The 16728-nt window shown below is 69.1% G+C and carries 11 protein-coding genes; 8 read left to right on the forward strand and 3 right to left on the reverse strand.

Translation table 11 applies throughout. From position 1 onward, the window contains the following. The first annotated feature begins 8 nt into the window (after positions 1–8). The 3 genes from ACFVXE_RS20060 to ACFVXE_RS20070 all read left to right on the forward strand — a co-directional run bounded on the left by ACFVXE_RS20060 (position 9) and on the right by ACFVXE_RS20070 (position 5268). Entirely contained in the window at positions 9–1565 is a 1557-nt protein-coding gene (locus ACFVXE_RS20060) for a hypothetical protein (RefSeq protein ID WP_389672693.1), read from the forward strand. Positions 1566–1654: 89 nt separating this feature from the next. After that, entirely contained in the window at positions 1655–3625 is a 1971-nt protein-coding gene (locus ACFVXE_RS20065; protein WP_389672695.1) for a beta-mannosidase, read from the forward strand. Next, a complete protein-coding gene (locus tag ACFVXE_RS20070) occupies positions 3622–5268 on the forward strand; it encodes a glycoside hydrolase family 28 protein (protein ID WP_389672697.1) in 1647 nt (548 codons plus the stop codon). The genes ACFVXE_RS20065 and ACFVXE_RS20070 overlap by 4 nt, the downstream gene beginning before the upstream one ends. A 94-nt stretch (positions 5269–5362) precedes the next feature. Here ACFVXE_RS20070 and ACFVXE_RS20075 read toward each other — a convergent pair whose 3' ends face one another. Together ACFVXE_RS20075 and ACFVXE_RS20080 are read right to left on the reverse strand one after the other, a co-directional pair. Further along, positions 5363–6805: a cellulose binding domain-containing protein gene (locus ACFVXE_RS20075; protein WP_389672699.1), complete on the reverse strand. Its 1443-nt coding sequence runs from the start codon at positions 6803–6805 to the stop codon at positions 5363–5365. Between the two features lie 289 nt (positions 6806–7094). Continuing rightward, positions 7095–8525, reverse strand: a complete 1431-nt coding sequence (locus ACFVXE_RS20080) for a glycosyltransferase (RefSeq protein ID WP_389672701.1) — start codon at positions 8523–8525, stop codon at positions 7095–7097. Between the two features lie 1146 nt (positions 8526–9671). Here ACFVXE_RS20080 and ACFVXE_RS20085 point away from each other — a divergent pair. Next, positions 9672–10310, forward strand: a complete 639-nt coding sequence (locus ACFVXE_RS20085; protein WP_389672702.1) for a nucleotidyltransferase domain-containing protein — start codon at positions 9672–9674, stop codon at positions 10308–10310. Positions 10311–11078: 768 nt separating this feature from the next. Here ACFVXE_RS20085 and ACFVXE_RS20090 read toward each other — a convergent pair. Continuing rightward, on the reverse strand, positions 11079–11294 hold the full coding sequence (locus ACFVXE_RS20090; protein WP_389672740.1) for a hypothetical protein: 216 nt from the start codon (positions 11292–11294) through the stop codon (positions 11079–11081). 260 nt (positions 11295–11554) lie between these two features. On the opposite strand from ACFVXE_RS20090, the gene ACFVXE_RS20095 reads away from it, so the two are divergent. The 4 genes from ACFVXE_RS20095 to ACFVXE_RS20110 all read left to right on the forward strand — a co-directional run bounded on the left by ACFVXE_RS20095 (position 11555) and on the right by ACFVXE_RS20110 (position 16707). Continuing rightward, positions 11555–12733 carry a hypothetical protein gene (locus tag ACFVXE_RS20095; RefSeq protein ID WP_389672704.1) on the forward strand — a complete coding sequence of 393 codons (1179 nt, stop codon included), beginning with the start codon at positions 11555–11557 and terminating at the stop codon, positions 12731–12733. A 440-nt stretch (positions 12734–13173) separates the two neighbouring features. Further along, complete coding sequence (locus ACFVXE_RS20100) at positions 13174–14952, forward strand: diacylglycerol kinase family protein (protein ID WP_389672706.1); 1779 nt, start codon at positions 13174–13176, stop codon at positions 14950–14952. Beyond that, positions 14953–15906: a YihY/virulence factor BrkB family protein gene (locus ACFVXE_RS20105; RefSeq protein ID WP_389672708.1), complete on the forward strand. Its 954-nt coding sequence runs from the start codon at positions 14953–14955 to the stop codon at positions 15904–15906. Beyond that, a complete protein-coding gene (locus ACFVXE_RS20110; protein WP_389672709.1) occupies positions 15907–16707 on the forward strand; it encodes a phosphatase PAP2 family protein in 801 nt (266 codons plus the stop codon). Positions 16708–16728 lie beyond the last annotated feature (21 nt).

Genomic DNA, 16728 nt, shown 5'->3' on the forward strand with positions numbered 1-16728 from the left:
TTCAATCCATGATCTCGCGACGCACCCTGATACGCGGCGTTCCCGCCGCGCTCGCACTGTCCCAGTTCGCCTCGCCCGCTCACGCGGACGCGCCGGCTCAACTCGCAGGCGCCACCTGGCTGGTCGACCGCTACGGGCAGTACCTCCACCAGGACTGGCCCGGAAAGGTCGTTTCGGACGAGCAACTGCGCAGTGAGTACGCGCAGGAGGCTGCCAGGCTGGCCCACGTCGCTCCGGACCGGGGCCGGTACGACCGGTACGGCGGCCTGAAGGAGCTCGGACGACACAGAGCCACCGGTTACTTCCGGCTGGAGCAGATCGACGGCCGGTGGTGGTTCGTCACCCCGGACGGCCATCTGTTCATCCTCAAGGCCGTGGACGCCTTCTCCCCCGAGGAGTGGGGGTACGGCACCTGGTGGAAGAACCCGGACGGCACACTCGTCGACCTCTTCGAGGAACTGCCGGACCCCGTGCAGTTCGCGTCCTGCTACACCGAGGACGACAAGGGACACGTCGTGAGCTTCCTCAGAGCCAACCTCGCGCGGAAGTACGGGGACGACTACCGGCCCAAGTGGCGCAGGACGGTCGCCAAACGCATGATCGACTGGGGGTTCAACGCCCAGGGAAAGTGGACGCTCGACACCGAAGTCGTCATGCCGTACCTCGCTCAGGCGCCGACACCTCCCGACGTGATCCGGGTGCTGTGGGGAATCGACCCGTTCGACCCCGACTTCTCGGCCAAGCTGGACCGCACCTTCGATCTGCACGGGAACCGCAAAAACCCGTGGCTCATCGGGTATTTCTTCGAGAACGAGCGCGGCTGGAGCCGTGACGTCGTCGCCGAGGTGGTCAAGCGCGACTCCACTCTCGCGGCGAAGACCGCCTTCGTCCGGTACCTGGCCGACACCTACGGCGACGACATCGACCGGGTCAACGTCATTCTCGGCACCGACGCGGATTCCTTCCACTCCCTGGGGGACGTCCCGATCAGCATCGCCCGGGTGCCCGCGGCGGACGTCACGGCGTTCATCACGCTGGCCTCGAAGACGTACTTCAGGAAGGTGCGCCACGCGATCCACAGGCAGGACCCGCACCATCTTTTCCTCGGCGGCTCCCTGGTACCCACCTGGCGCACCAGTCCGGAGTGGAACGTCGGCGGGCGCGAGTACCTCGACGCCATCTCCTTCGACTGGTACTCGACCAGCGTCGACTATCTGCGGCAGTACGAGAGTTACGGCAAGCCGATCCTGACCCTGGAGTTCTCCTTCATGTTCCCCGAGAGGGGAATGACCGCGGCCAACGCGGCAACCACGGCGACCAGCCAGCGGGACCGCGGGGAGAAGTACCGGGCATTCGTCGAGGCACAGGCCGGGAGCCGGGCCTTCGTCGGCTTCGCCTGGTTCTCCGCCTACGACCAGGCGGTGACCCACAAGCCGGGCGCCACCGAAGCGTTCAACGTCGGTCTGACCAACCAGCAGGACCAGCCCTACTACGACATGACCGACATCATGCGGGAGGTGAACCGCGGCATCGAGGCGGTCCACCTCCAGGCGCCGCCCGCCTGATCCCGACCCCGATCACCCGACCCGGGGCCGTGGCGGCCGCCTCCGCCACGACCCCGGGTCGGGCACCCAGTTGACGAAACGGAGAGCAGATGACCGACTCCAGTTCCCGCCCCACCCCCCAGGCCGGCAGCAGCACCGCTGTGCCACGGCCGGCTCCCAGGCTCGATGCCGGCCTCTGGCTCGGAGCGAACTACTGGTCACGGCACGGCAGCCTCTTCATGTGGCGGGACTACGACGACGAGGTCGTCCGCGAGGAACTGCGCACCCTGCGCGAGCACGGAACCAACGTGACCCGGTCGTTCCTGTTCTGGCCGGACTTCCACCCTGAACCCGACCGGATCGACGAGGACTTCGTCGAGCGGTACCGGCAATTCCTGCGGACCAGCGCGGAGATGGGGATGCCCACCATTCCCACCTTCCTGGTCGGACACATGTCCGGCGAGGACTGGGACGTGCCGTGGCGGGAGGGCCGCAACCTCTACACCAACGGTTTCATGCTGGGCCAGCAGGCGTTCTTCATCCGGGAGATCGTCCGGCGGATCGGCGCGGACCCCGCGGTCGCCGGCTGGCTGATCAGCAACGAGTTCCCGATCTTCGCGGGACCGGCCACTCCCGACGAGGTCCGGGCCTGGGGCCTGATCTGCACCCAGGCCGTACGGGCCGGCGGCTCCCGGCTGCCGGTGTCGCTGGGCGACGGCGCCTGGACGATGGAGACCACCGGCAAGGACAACGGCTTCCGGATCCGGCGCCAGGACGACCTGGTCGACTTCGTCGGCCCGCACACCTACCCGATGGGCGACGACCAGGTACGGGTGCACACCGCGGCGGCATGGGCCTGCGAGATGAGTCACTTCGGCAAGCCGGTGGTGATGGAGGAGTTCGGCGTCTCCGCGGCGCTCTCCTCGGAGCGCAACGCCGCCCACTACTACCGTCAGGTGCTGCACCACACGCTGCTCGCCGGAGCCACCGGCTGGCTCGCCTGGAACAACACCGACTTCTCCCTGGAGTCCGTCGACCCCTACCGACACCGCCCCTTCGAGCTGGGCTTCGGCATCACCCGCTCCGACGGCACGCCGAAGCCCGCCCTGGCCGAGATCAGCACGTTCCGGCGCCTCCTCGACGCGGTCGACTTCGACAACTGCGTCCGCCCGGACACCGAGACCTCGATCCTGATCCCGTCCCACCTGGAGGAGCATCCCCGGGTGTCGGTCGCGGAACGGACCGCGATCGCGACGGTGAGCCACCACGCGTACCTCTCGGCGAAGGCCGCCGACCTCGCCCCGGCCCTGAGCCGTGAGCTGGACGCGCCGCGTCGCACCGGGCTGGTGCTCGTCCCGTCCAACAAGCTGCTGACCGCACCGACCTTCGAGCTGCTGACGGACTGGGCCCGCGAGGGCAGCCACGTCTACCTGTCCTGGTTCGCCGGCGCGGGCGGTTCCCACCGCGGCGCCTGGTGGCCTCCCGTCGAGCGGCTGATCGGCGCTTCACACACACTCCGATACGGCTTGAACGAGGCAGTCGATCCGGTCGTCACCTGGGAGTTCACCGAGCCACTGGGCGACCTCAAGGCGGGGGACACACTGCGCTTCCCGGTCTCCGGACCGGCCGACGCCCGGGCCATGCTGCCGCTGGACGAGGAGACCGCAGAGTGCGTCGTGGTCGCCCGGGACGGGCGGGGCCGCCCGGCGTTGGTACGGCGCGACCACGGCAGGGGCGCGGTGTATCTGGCCACGTACCCCGTGGAGTTCTTCGGCTCCGCGACACCGGACGCGCACCGCGACGACGACGTACACCGCCTCTACCGCGCCCTGGCGGCGCAGGCGGGCGTGCGCCCCTTCCTCACCGTGGACGATCCCCGGGTGCATGTCGACGGCCTGGTGCACTCCTCGGGACAGCGGTACGCATGGCTGGTCAACGTCTCCGGCGACACGGTCGTCGCGCACCCGGATCCGGACGGGGCCGGCTGCCGCCTGGAGGACGTACTGGACGGGCGGGATCTCACGGAGCAGATCGTGCTGGAACCGTTCGGGGCCGTGGTCGCAAAGGTGGTGGCAGCATGACCGTGTCCCAGCGGGGAGCCGCCATGGCGCATTCGCCGGGCCGGGACCACCGGCAGGCGGGGAGACCGCCGGTGTTCTCCGTGGACAGCTTCGGGGCTGTGGCCGACGGCCGTACGAAGGACACCGTGGCGATCCAGGCGGCAATCGACGCGGCGCACGCCGCGGGCGGTGGCGTCGCCCTCCTCCCACCCGGTACCTATCTGTCCGGCGGCATCGAGCTCAGGAGCCGGGTCACCCTGCATCTGGAGGCCGGCTCGATCCTCCTCGGCAGCACGGACCTCGCGGACTACCCGCCGCACGAGGGACCGCCCGCGGACTGCGACGCGGGCCAGCGGCATCTGGTGTTCGCCCGCGGCGCCACCGACATCGCCATCACCGGTGCAGGCACCATCGACGGTCAGGGCCCGGCATTCTGGGAACCGTCCGGCCGGCCGGCCACCCCTCCGGACCGGTTCTGGGCCGACGTCGTCACCCACAACTGGAAGCCGGTCGGCAACAACGACCGCCCCTCACCCATGGTCGAGATCGCCGAGTGCCGGAACGTACGCATCGAGGGCGTGACCCTGCGCAACTCGCCGGGCTGGACGCTGCGCCCCATCGCCTGCGACACCGTGATGATCCGCTCCGTCGTCATCCGCAACCCGATCGACGGCATCAATACCGACGGCATCGACCCGACCGCCTGCCAGAACGTGTTCATCGCCGACTGCGACATCGAGACCGGCGACGACGCGATCTGCCTGAAGAGCGAGAACCCCTACGGTGACCTCAGGGTCACCCGGAACGTCGTCATCACCAACTGCGTCCTGTCCTGCTGCTGCAACGCGTTCAAGCTGGGCACCGCCACCCGGGGCGGCTTCGAGGACATCACGTTCACCAACTCGGTCATCCACAACGGCGATGTGCCGCTCAACGAGCGTGTCATCTCCGGCATCGCCATCGAGATGGTCGACGGTGGCTGGGTCGACGGTGTCACCGTCTCGGACATCCGGATGCGCAACACCCGTACCCCCTTCTTCATCCGGCTCGGCAATCGCGGATGGGGGCAGCCCGACCCGGTACCCGGCCGTCTGCGCCGGGTCCGCATCTCCGGCATCGATGCCACCGGAACGATCCTCACCTCATCGATCACCGGGCTCGCCGAGCAGCCCGTCGAGGACGTCGTCCTCTCCCGGATCCGCATCGACACGGACGAGGGCGGCCGCCGCGAGTGGGTCGAGCGGGACATCCCCGAGGAGGTGGCCGAGTACCCGGAAGCCAGGATGTTCGGCCGTCTGCCCGCCTACGGCCTCTACGTCCGCCATGCCCGCGGGGTACGGATCTCCGGCACCGAGATCCGTACCACCGTGCCCGATCCCCGCCCGCTGCTGGTCGCGGACGACGTCATCGACCTCTCGGTGGACACACTGGACGGAACGGGCCCCGGGCCGGGCACCGCCCTGCTGGACCTGAGGGACACCCGGGACGCCTTCTTCAGCGGTTCCCGCGCCCCACGGGGCACCGACGTGTACCTCAAGGTCAGTGGGGCCCGCTCCACGGACATCGCCCTGGCCGGTAACGAACTGTCCAGGGCCTTGACCCCGGTCGAGACCACCGGCGGGGCGGCCACGGACAGCGTGACCGGAGACGGCACCCGGAAGTGACCTCCGGCCCGGCGACCGGTGCCCGGCCGGCGACGGTCCTGGTCTCCCGGCCTGGCACCGGGTGGTCGTCGAGCACGGTTGGCAGGTACCCGAGTCACGGCCGGTCGCTTCGCTGATCAGGGCGGTCCGGAAAACAGGGGCAGTGCCCGGGGACGGTGTTCACGTAATGGGTGCCGCTGTCGTGGACGTCGTTCACAGCCTTCTGCACATCTGCCAGGGACTGGGCCTTGTCGGCTTTGTAGTAGAACCAGTTGACCCGCATGTCCCAGGCGCGCGGACCCGTGAAGGGGAGGTCCACGAACCAGGTGTTGAAGTTGATGGACATGTTCTGGTGTGGGAAGTATTTGCCGCCGCTGCTGAACAGCTTGTGGCCGTCCACCGAGTAGGTGGCCGCGCCGTGCACGGCCGTGATCACCACGGTGTGCCAGCCCTGAAGGCTGGAGACCAGTTTGTGTGTGACCCGGTCCCCGGCGTCGGCGCTGTACCAGCTCGTGGTGTCGAGTCTGGGGCCCGGCGCACCCCAGCCTCCGTTCGGCATGTACTCGTTGTCGAGTTCGCTGTAGCGAGAGTTGTTGGGCGAGATCGTGTAGAAGGACTCGTTGACGTGGTCGCCGTTGCGACCGCTCGTGGGCCTGTCGTTGAAGTAGATCCGGGCGGCGTAGGTCCCCGTGAGGAAGTTGGTGCCGCTGCTCTGGACCTCGGCCTGCTTGGTGCTCGCCTTTGTCCCGTCGGTGCTGGCCCGCAGTTGCAGGACCTGGCCGCCCACAGCGGCTTTCTCGGCCGGGAAACTGACGCCTGCGGCCGACCATGTGTCGTGGATCCCTGGACCGCCCGGGCTGGTGCGGACCAGCCAGCCGTGCGCGTGGAGCGCGGGATCGTCGGGGCCGCTGTAGTGGAAGTCGTCGAACACGATCCCGCGCGGGTGGGCAGGCCTCGGGCGGGGGACGGACGAGTCCTGTGCGGACGCAGCGGCGCGGCCGGTGGAGCCGGCAGGGCCGGTGGGCTCGTCCCCCCAGACATGCGCACCGCGCAGGTATGCGGTCACCGTCCTCGACGCCTGAAAGGTGGTGTCAGCGGCATTGAACGAACGGTCGTCCAGCTGGTCCGGTCTCCTGCCGTCGGGGCGGTACAGCTGCAGTCCGATGGCTCCGCTCTTGGCGCCGGGGGCCAGGCTGCCGGCGCCCGTCGTGAAGCCGATCTGGAGGTAGCGGTCGGCGGTGGTGGTGGGATCGGCCGACGCGACGGTCTCCCCGGCGATGTTCGAGCAGCCGACAGCGGCCTGGACGCAGTTGAACGCGTACGAGGAGGCCCCGTCTCCGGTGAAGTAGTAGCGAATCGTCACGTCGGACAGGAGCACCCTCTTTCCCGAGGTGTTGACGACCTCCAGCCATGGCTGGGCCACCACGGTCGTGGCAGGGCTCCCGGCCTTGTACCGGACGGTGAGCTGCGGGGGCGCTTGATGCGTGGCACGCCACCGGGGATAGAACGCGAGGCCACTGGTGGCCACGGCGATCACCAGGAGCAGCGTCTTGAACACGGTCCACGCACGACGCCGGGGCCTGCGGTCATCGGGACGGGCAGGGCGGACAGTAGGGCGGGCAGTGCCCACAAAGGCTCCCAGGGCAGGTGGAGGGGCGGTACCGGGACCGGTGCGGGTGACGGTGGCGGAGGCCGGCGCCGTCCTCCGTGAGTGCGCCCGCCTGAACGCTCAGGAAGGGAAACGGCGGCACTCTCCGTCGCACCGCCGTCGCAGCGGGTCGCCCGGCGTGTGCGGAATCCCGCATGTGGCGGCCTTCGGACGGCCCCGGCGCCGAGTCGAGCGGCGCCTACTGGACCACCTGCGCCTGGGAGCCGGGAAAGTCGAAGGCCGGCCGTGCGACCCCGTCGTCCAGGCTGTACGCGGGCCCGCTCCGTGAGTTCGCGGCACCGTCCCAAGCCTGGTGGGGGATCGCGGGGGACGCGGCCGGAGCGCCGCCGCGGCCCTCGGGGGCTTCGATGTCCACGCCGACCTCGATCTTGCTGCGGGTGCCCCATTTGGTGCGGCGCAGGGTCGCCAGGGACCACAGGCGCAGCGGCAGCAGCAGCCCGATGTTGAGCAGCGCGTAGAGCGGAGCCGCGAGGAAGGTCAGCACGCGGTCGACGAGCCCGACCATGGCGGCGCCGCGCAGGTAGTGGATGGAGCGCACCCACGACATGACACACATGTAGCCGACGTAGCTGGCGAGCAGGGCCCAACCGGTCGGATGCAGCGCGATGGCCACGAGAGCGGTGATCATGGCCGCGGTGAAGGCAACCCAGGTGACGAGCTCGATCAGATTGAGCCACCAGTACGTACGGCCCAGCCGGAACTTGGCAAAGAGCAGGAACCCTTCGCGGATGAAGGACTTGCCCCAGCGGACCTGCTGGCGGATGTAGTGCCCAAGACGTTCCGGGACGTCGGTGTAGCCGACAGCGCACGGCTGGATGAGGGACTTGCCCTCGGTGAGGCAGTAGTACGTGAGGCGCCGGTCGTCGCCGAAGGTCGCGGGGCGCCCGAGGAAGCGCTGGTCGAGGAAGTCGTCGAGATTCTTGCGGATGACCCATCCCCGGTACATCGCGAGGGAGCCACAGGCGCACAGGACGGAACCGAGACGGGAGTAGGCGACCCGTTCGCCGAGGAAAGCGTTGACGTACCGCATGTCGATAAGGCGCGTGAGGAGGTTGGTGTCGCGGTTGTGGGCGAGGACCAACCCGGTGACGCAGTGGACACGGCGCTCCCCGAAGGGTTCGGCGAGTTCGGCGACGGCGTGCTTGTCGAGCACCGTGTCGGAGTCGATGCACAGATACGCGTCCGCGAGCGGACCCTGCCGGAAGCCTGCGGCGAGTCCGTGGCGCTTGCCGCGGTTGTCGGGGAACCGGATGAAGCCGAGACGGATTCCGGCCCGGTCGAACTCCGGGCGCATCTCCCCGATGAGGGCAGCGGCGGACTGGTCGGCGGAGCAGTCGTCGATCACCGTCAAGGACTGAGGCGGCAGGGTCTGCGCGAGGATCGATTCCAGACAGCGCCTCAGCATTGCCGGGGATTCGTTGTACACCGTGACGACCCCGTGAATGTCAAGCTGGTGGGTCGTTTTCCTGAACGTGAGCCCGGGACTGCGGCGCCGGCGGATGGACAGGAGCAGCTTGATACCGAGGAGAGAGCCGACGGCCACCCCGTACCAGTGCAATTGGCGCCAGGACGAGTAGATCGCGTCCCATGCGTGTATGAGGGTATGCATGACGAGTGAGGACTCCCTGACTTCGCCGATTTGCTCGTACCCGGATAAGTATTGAAATTTATGTGCGACAAATGAAGATATTTCGCCTGAGACATGCGACACACGATGCCTCCACGGCTCTCGCGAGCAGGCTTGGGTACACCGCGGTCCGGGGCTCGGGGCGGTTATTCAAGCCCTGGGAGCAGAATTTCGTTGTGAATAAATAAGGCCTGTCGCCTTTGAGCTCGGCGAGCTTACGTCCCGGTATCTAGATGGTGTGGCTGGTGGTGCAAGCCTGAGGCTGTCGGTCCGAGGTTGCTGGTGGAGGCCAGGGCGCGGTGCCCTTGAGCGGGTGGTAGTCGTAGGTGTGGTTCGGTGTGGCGCCGAGAATACGCAGCCGGTGGGGCAGCCAGACCTGGGTGCCACGCCCGAGGCTGTCGTAGGTGGTCCCGGTGATCTTCGTGGTGGGGTCGGTGACTTCGGTGGCCGACCAGAAGCCCTGCTGGGACGAAACTGGCGGGGCTTCATCTTTCTGACGCTATCGACCCTCCTTGGGGGGAGACATCCCACGCCGACACTTCACGCCATCTAACGGTTGCCCGCACTGCGGAGAACCCGGAAGGGCGCCCGAACCTCAGTGTGGAATGGGTAATCCCCGAAGACGAATCAAAGCTACTGTCCTGCGCCGGAGATTCGTTGGCAGAAGCGGGCGAGGGAGTAGAGGATTCCTCTGCCTCTCGGTCCAGATGGACGGTGTTGGGTTTTCGTTCCACTCTTTGACCCATGCACAGATTTCGGCTTCCAGGGAGCAGGCACAAGATCAGAAGGCACCCGGCAAAATCCTGCCGACCCAACACTCAACTTCCAAGCCACCAGACCAATCTCGTGCTGAATCGATCAGTTGATCTCTCGGTCCCGAACGCCCGCTCGTCCAGGCTGAACCGCTCGACTCCGGTACGTCGATCACAGTGACCGATGCGACTGGTGACCGTGTCGTGTTCGGGGGTTGATACTGGTGGGCTCGCGTATTCAACTGTCGCCAGTTCGCCGTGCAGTCCACCCGGCTGGTGACCTTGTGTGATCGCCAGCGGCGTACCGCTCCAGGTCTCGCTGGTCGCCTCATCGACCACGGCCAGCGGCCTTCGAGTCCCCTGATAGATTCCTGCGGTGAGCGAGCAACTGCCCAGCGGCGGCACTGAGCTGTCACCCGACGAGATCGAAGCCCTCCACGCCAGGTGGTCATCCAGCTGGACCCCCAGTGAGGTCGCGCAGCAGTTGGCCGGGATCGGCACGCCGTGGTACGTGGCCGCGGGCTGGGCGCTGGACCTGTTCCGCGGCAGGCAGACGCGCGCTCATGGAGACATCGAGATCGCGATTCCGGCCGCGAGCTTTCCCGAGGTCCGCTACCGCTTCCCCGGATACGTCTTCGACGCGGCAGGCAGCGGCCGGATCTGGGAGGACGCCACACCGGAGGTGCTGGCCGCCGTACATCAGACATGGCTCCGCGATCCGGTCACCGGAAACTACCTGCTCGACGTGTTCCGCGAACCGCACGACGGCGACATCTGGATCTGCCGACGCGATGAGAGGATCCGGCTTCCCTACAGCGACATCATCAACCACACCCGAGACGGCATCCCGTACCTGGCACCCGAACTGGTCCTGCTGTTCAAGGCCAAGCACGCCCGTCGAAAGGATCCAGACTTCGACGCGACCGTCCCGCACATGACCCCGGCTCAGCGCGAGACCCTGACCGAGCTACTCGACCGCGTACACCCGGGGCATCCCTGGATTGCGGATCTGTAGCCGGCCCCTGGTGAGCTCGTGTGTTCAACTGTCGCTGGCTCCCCGAGGAAGCCAGCCTGTTGGTGACCTTGCGTGATCTCCTGGGGCGTATCGGCTCCCTGTCCCGCCGGTCTCTCTGACTCGGACTTCAGGGTTCGTGGACTCGGCGCTCAGTGGCACACAGCACCTCGCCGCGTATGGCCGCCGGGCCGTCCGGCGGCCGGCGGACCGCCCGCCGCTTCCCCAGGTGCGCGAAGTGGCGGTCAGCGGGCACCGGAGGCCAGTAGTGTCCAGCCGCGGAGGGCGCCGCAGCAATTCCTGGTGGACCTCCAGGCCCGGCAGAACAAGGCCACCACTCGGGCCGGTGAACTGCGCGACCAGATCGAGCACTTGACCGCCGCCCTGGTCGAGGCCGGGGCGCACCTAGCGGAACTCGCCACGACTCGGAAGGTCATCGCGGAACTCGCACCGACCGGGGCCGAATCCGAACCGCCCCTGCGCGAATCGACGGAGTCCTGGGCGGAACTGCTGCGGGACTGCCGTCGGCGCGGTATGCGCGACCCGATGCTCGCGGTCGGCGACGGCGCGAGCTTCACGTGGGGAGGGCGGTCGCTCGCGTGGCTCGTCCAGGGGCAGGCCGCGCCGCAGAGGTGCGACGGCCATTTTCACCCGCTGGTAGTGGCCGAGATAGCCCTTGGATTGCAGTTCCTCATGCAGGATCTTCGCGCTGTGTTGCCCCTCGTCCCAGCGTTGTTGCAGGTAGTCGAGGTAGGGATCCAGGCTGGAGGGCTAGCGGGGCGGGCGACGCACCAACTCCTGCCAGGTGTGGGCACGGGCGTACTTGCCGACGGTCCGGCGGTTCAGGCGGAGCTCCCGGGCCACGGAGCTGTGGCTCCGGCCGGTGCGGATCAGGGCCTGCACGGCCTCGAACAGCCTTTGAGCGTGGCGCTCGGCTCGCGTGCCCGTCGTGGTGTTCTCGATGAGCTCCCGCAGGAGATCAGGCACGCGTTGGTTCATATGGATCCAGGCCCACCCGCTGTTGGGCCGGGGCATCCCGACGATGGCCCCTGTTCAGGCGCCTCCTATAGCGGATAGGCGAATTCTCGCCCCCTGTTCCTGGAGAGCAGCCGGCAGATCTGCACCCAGTCCCCCGGCCCCGGAGCAGCGTTGAAAGGGCGGCTTGGCCGCTTGCGCCACCCACCGGCTCGCGGTCACCCTGTTCACTGCCATCGGCGAGTGGCCGGGATCCGATACAGGGGGCAGTCATGGGCGGCGGAGGGCTGGTCTGGCGGGACGGCGAGCGGTCGCTCAGCGGCTGGATCGAGTGGGTGTGCAGGTGTCTCGTCGGCGACGGCGGATTCCGGGTCATCGGGGATGTGCGGTGGCCCGACGAGCCGTACGGCAGACAGTTGCACTCCGGGCTCGATGCCGCCGGGCTCGCGGATGTGTTCCGCGGTGCCGGGGTTGCAGCACTGTACGTCTCCACAACGCGCGGCCTCGAGTTGTCGTCACCGACGGTGGAGATCATGCCCGTGCCCGTGGGCCCGCCGGGCCCGCCGCTGCTGCGGGCGCAGGCCGAGCCGGGAGGCAGCGTCCGGCTGGGGGCGCCCGTACGAGACGTCGCCGAACTCGATTCCTGGCTCACTCAGTTGTCGCCGCTCTTGCCTCATCCGATCCCCGCGCGCGGCGGGTCGGACACGCCCTTCGCGCAGCCGCTCGCCGGCGGGCTGCTGACCCGGCCCGACGGCATCTGGGTGTGTCTGGACACCCTGGAGTCGCGGCTGCGCCCGAACGGGAACCCCACCTCAGTGGTCTCGCTGGTCTCGACCGCCGAGCGGCTCGCGACCGACACCGCGCTGCTCCGCGATCCGCGGGTCGTGGAGGAGATAGCCGTCCGCAACATGCACGACGTCGCCGAGACCCTCGCCGCCTTGGAGCGGGTCTGGAGTCCGGGAGGAGTTCCGGAAAGGTCAGCGTTCGCCGGTCTCGGGATGTGGGCCGGGTCCGGAGTGGTGGGCTCGGGCAGCCGGGTGCGGGTGGTGCGGATAGAGCACGGCAGCGTACGGCTGAGTATCGGGCGCACGCGCGCGCCCACGCTCCAAGCCGAGGGCATGGCGAGTGAACTCTCCTGCTGGGCACGGCCGTTGTTGGATCCCGCCGTGCACTCCACCGCGTACGCGGGTCGACTGCGGGCTCTCGTCAAGTGGCTGGAGAGGCAGGAACGGGCCGTGTTCGGCGGGCCGGCCCGGTGGCGTGTATCGGGCGGCGGAAAGGGCGACGAGGCGCCCCCAGGGTCGCTGGACGCATCCGGGCTCGGACGCTGGCTGCACTCCCGTTTTCCGCAGCGGCGGGTGTCGACGGGACTCGTGACCGCCGACTCACTCCAGCTGGACGACCTGCTCACCGCCACCAGCCGGCTGACGGTGACCGCGCACCGAGCCTGACCGCACCCGGAGGGAGCGAGCGGCCCCGCATCGTCGTGAAGGGGACGGAGACACGGAGAGCTGGGCCCGGTCGAGCCGAGAGCGGTCACCCTCAGCAATATCCGCAACTGGTCGTCCGGGGGAATTTCCGGTGGTCGCTGCCAATCGACAGACCGCTGACGATGAGCTCTTGAGTACCGCCTCCGCCCGAGCCGGAAGAGATCCACGCCGCCCTCGCCGAAGTCCCCTGCGCAGCTCGGGTCAGGAACATCGCCGGCGCGTCGCCGACGCCCGTCACCTGCTCGGCAGTGAGTCCTGCACCTTGAGGCGGCGCCGCGCGCCCTCCTGCCGCACCGTGCTTCGCGGGTCTGCCGAGCGAGTTCCGGGGCACACGGGGTCGGACGGAGAGAAGCCGTACCGGCCGTCAGACGCCGCCAGGCGCACACGCAGAGGAGCACCCCATGCCGATCGCCGTGCCGGAAAGACCCGCCGAACTGCCCGGTTCCAGCACCGGGACACGGCGTGGGAGCCGGAACTTCGCCCTGCCCGGCGGCCTCGGACGCACGACCGGCCGCATCGCCGCCCTCACCGTCTGCCAGGCGGCGTTGATGGTGGGGGCCGGATTGCTGATCACCGGTCCCGCCGCCCGCATGTGGCCGATGACCGTGGAAGACCGTGTGGACAAGGGCTTCGAAGGCGTCCGGACAGGCGGCCTCACCGCCCTGTCGTTCTTCGCTTCCGAGGCCGGCGACACCCTGACGGTGATCGCCATCACTCTTCTGGCCTGCCTGGGTCTGGTGTTGATACCCCGGCTACCGCTGTGGCGCCAGGCGGCGTTCCTCGCCGTCTCCGTCTCGCTCCAGGCGCTCGTCTTCCTGATCATCACTCTGTCGGTGGACCGTCAGCGTCCCGACGTACACCGGCTCGACGCCTCTCCGCCGACGTCCAGCTACACCTCCGGCCACAGTGGCGCCGCCACCGCGCTCTACGCGGGACTGGCCGTCCTCGCCCTGTCCCGGATGCGCGGCCCGTGGCGCAGGGTCGTGGGTGTTCTGCTGCTGCTCCTGCCGCTGTTGGTCGCCACCGCCCGCCTGTACCGGGGCATGCACCACCCCACGGACGTCGTCGGCGGTCTCGTCAACGGCAGTCTGTCCCTGCTGATCGTGGGGCGGAGCCTGTTCGCCCGCGCCTCCGAGACCGCTCCGCCCACCGGGCAGGGCGGCACGGGCGACGGCACCGGACGCCCCGGGGACCGGCCGGACCGTGCCACGTCCGGAGCGTCCGAACACACCGGAAGCCTCCCGGGCGCGGTCACCGTCATCGTCAACCCGACCGTGACCCGAGCCCACGACCGGGAGGACCTGCGACGGATCCTGGAACGCCACGGCCATCGGGAACCGGAGTTCGTGGAGACGACGGCCGACGACCCCGGTGCCGGACAGGCGTCCCGAGCGATCGGTGAAGGAGCCCGAATGATCGTGGCCTGCGGCGGCGACGGCACCGTGCGCGCGGTCGCCGACGCCCTGGCGGGCAGCGGCGTCCCGCTCGCCGTGGTGCCCTGCGGCACCGGCAACCTGCTCGCCCGTAACCTGGGCCTGCCCCTCACCCCCACCGACGCGCTGGACGTCGCGCTCCGTGGCTCCCCCCACCGGATCGACCTGGCCTGCATCGAGGGCGACGATTTCCCCGGCACCCACTTCACCGCCATGGCCGGGGCCGGACTCGACGCAGCGATCATGGAGAAGACCGCCGAACGCGCCAAGTCGGCCCTCGGCTGGCCCGCCTACGCCCTGGCCGGACTCTCCACCCTCACCACGCCCTCCGTACGGCTGACCGTCCGCCTCGACGGAGCGCCCGCCCTGCGTCGAACGGCCCGCATGGTCCTCGTCGGAAACGTCGGCACCGTGCAGGGCGGCGCGACCCTTCTGCCCGCCGCCCGTCCCGACGACGGCGTGCTGGACCTCATGATCCTCGACCCCCACGGCCCCTCCGGCTGGCTGCAGGCTCTCGGTACGGTCCTCCGTGGCCGCAAACGGATGCCGCGCCCGTCCGTCCACACGGTCGACACCGACGGCGGAAACCTCCCCGTCGAGTACTTCACCTTCCGCCGGGCCGAGTTGACGTTCGACACGACTCAGCCGCGGGAGATGGACGGCGATCCCGTCTCCCCGGGGAACCGCATCACGGCGACGGTCGCACCCGGCGCCTTGACCGTCATGCTGCCGGCCGGGGAGGCGTGAGTGAGTACCGCAACCAAGGTTCCGGTGACCCGTGACATGTCGGGCGACGAGCTGTCGGCGGACGAGGCGCTCCAGTCGCTGCGCCGCTACGGCCACTGGCCGCTGATACGCGACTCCTTCATCCGATTCCGGTACGCCGACGGCTTCAGCCACTCTCGCGCGCTCGCCCTGCAGACGGTGCTCGCCCTCATCCCGATGGCCATCGCGTTCGTGGGCCTCTCGTCGGCCATGCACACCGAGAGCATCGGCCGCATGGCTGAACTGACGATCCAGCAGCTGGCGGCCGGTCCCAGCTCCGAGGTCGTGGACGACGCCCTGAACCGCAGCCGCCAGGAGGCGGGCGACGGCGCGGCGCTCGCCCTGTGGTTCGGGCTGATCTTCTCGCTGGTCAACGTGACGACGGCGATGTGCCAGATCGAACGCGGGGCCAACCGCATCTACGGCAACGAGCGCGACCGGCCCTTCCACCGCAAGTACCTGCGCGGCCTGGTGATGTCCCTCAGCGCCGGGCTGCCGCTCGGACTCGGTTTCGTGGTCATGGTCGCCGGCGGTGACCTGGCCGGCGCCGCGGTGACCGTGTACCACCTCGACGGGGGTGCGCAGGTCGCCTGGAATGTACTGCGCTGGCCGTTCGGGCTGCTGCTCGCGCTCATCTCGGCCAGCGCGGTCTTCCGGCGCTCGCCCCGGCGCGCGCAGCCCGGATACACCTGGCTGGCGTTCGGCGCCGCCGTCTACCTGGTGCTGTGGACCCTGCTGACCTGGCTGCTCAGCCTGTATCTCCAGCTGAGCGGCTCCTTCGACACGGTGTACGGACCGCTCAGCGCGTTCATGTCCCTGCTTCTGTGGGCCTATCTGACGTCCATCGCCTTGTTCCTCGGGCTCTCCTTCGCCGCCCAGCTGGAGGCGTCGCGGGCCCTGGTGCCAGGTCCGATCCAAGCCGACCCGGGAGTCTGAATGCCGGTGCGAGCCGCCGTCCGACGTTTCACCGAGAGCCGCCGCCGTGCGGCCGACCGCCGGTTCGGTGTCCATCTGCTGGGCGCGGTGGCCGTGGCCGCGGTCATGGCGGTTCCCTTCGGCCTCCTGGTGGTCCTCGTCGAGGGCCGGTGGGCGCCGCTGCGCCGGCTGGATGCGGGTGCCGCGAACCGCCTCCATCAGGCCGCCGTCGCCCACCCCGCGTGGACCACCACGCTGCGCTTCCTCTCCGACCGGGTCTGGGACCCGGTCACCCTGCGGACCGCCGTGGCACTGCTGACGGTCTGGCTGCTGTACCGACGGGCCTGGCGACTGGCCGCCTGGTCCGCGGTGACGGCAGTCGCCGGCGGACTGATCGGGCTGCTGGTCAAGACCGTGGTCGAGCGGGCCCGGCCGTCCCTGGAGAACCCGGTCGCACAGGCTCCCGGCTTCTCGTTCCCGTCGGGACACGCGATGACCGCGACCACCTCGTGCGCCGTCGTGCTGCTGGTCCTGCTGCCGACGGTGCCGCGTGCCTGGCGTCCTCTGTGCTGGTGTGTCGCGCTTCTGTCGGTGATCGGCGTGGGGTTCACCCGCGTCGCGCTCGGCGTCCACTGGTTCAGCGACGTGGTGGGTGGCTGGCTCCTCGGTCTCGCCGTGGTGACTTCCACGGCCTGGGCGTTCGAGGCGTGGCGGGCCGATGTCGGCCGGGACCGCCCGGCCGTCCGGGAGGGGCTGGAGCCCGAACTCGTCGACCGTCACCCCGAACCGGACGGCACGGGCCACGGCATCTCCCGCTTCTGAGCGCGAAATCGACCGCCGGCT

Origin of the sequence: Streptomyces sp. NPDC058231 (assembly GCF_042882275.1) — a bacterium.
Lineage (GTDB): Bacteria > Actinomycetota > Actinomycetes > Streptomycetales > Streptomycetaceae > Streptomyces.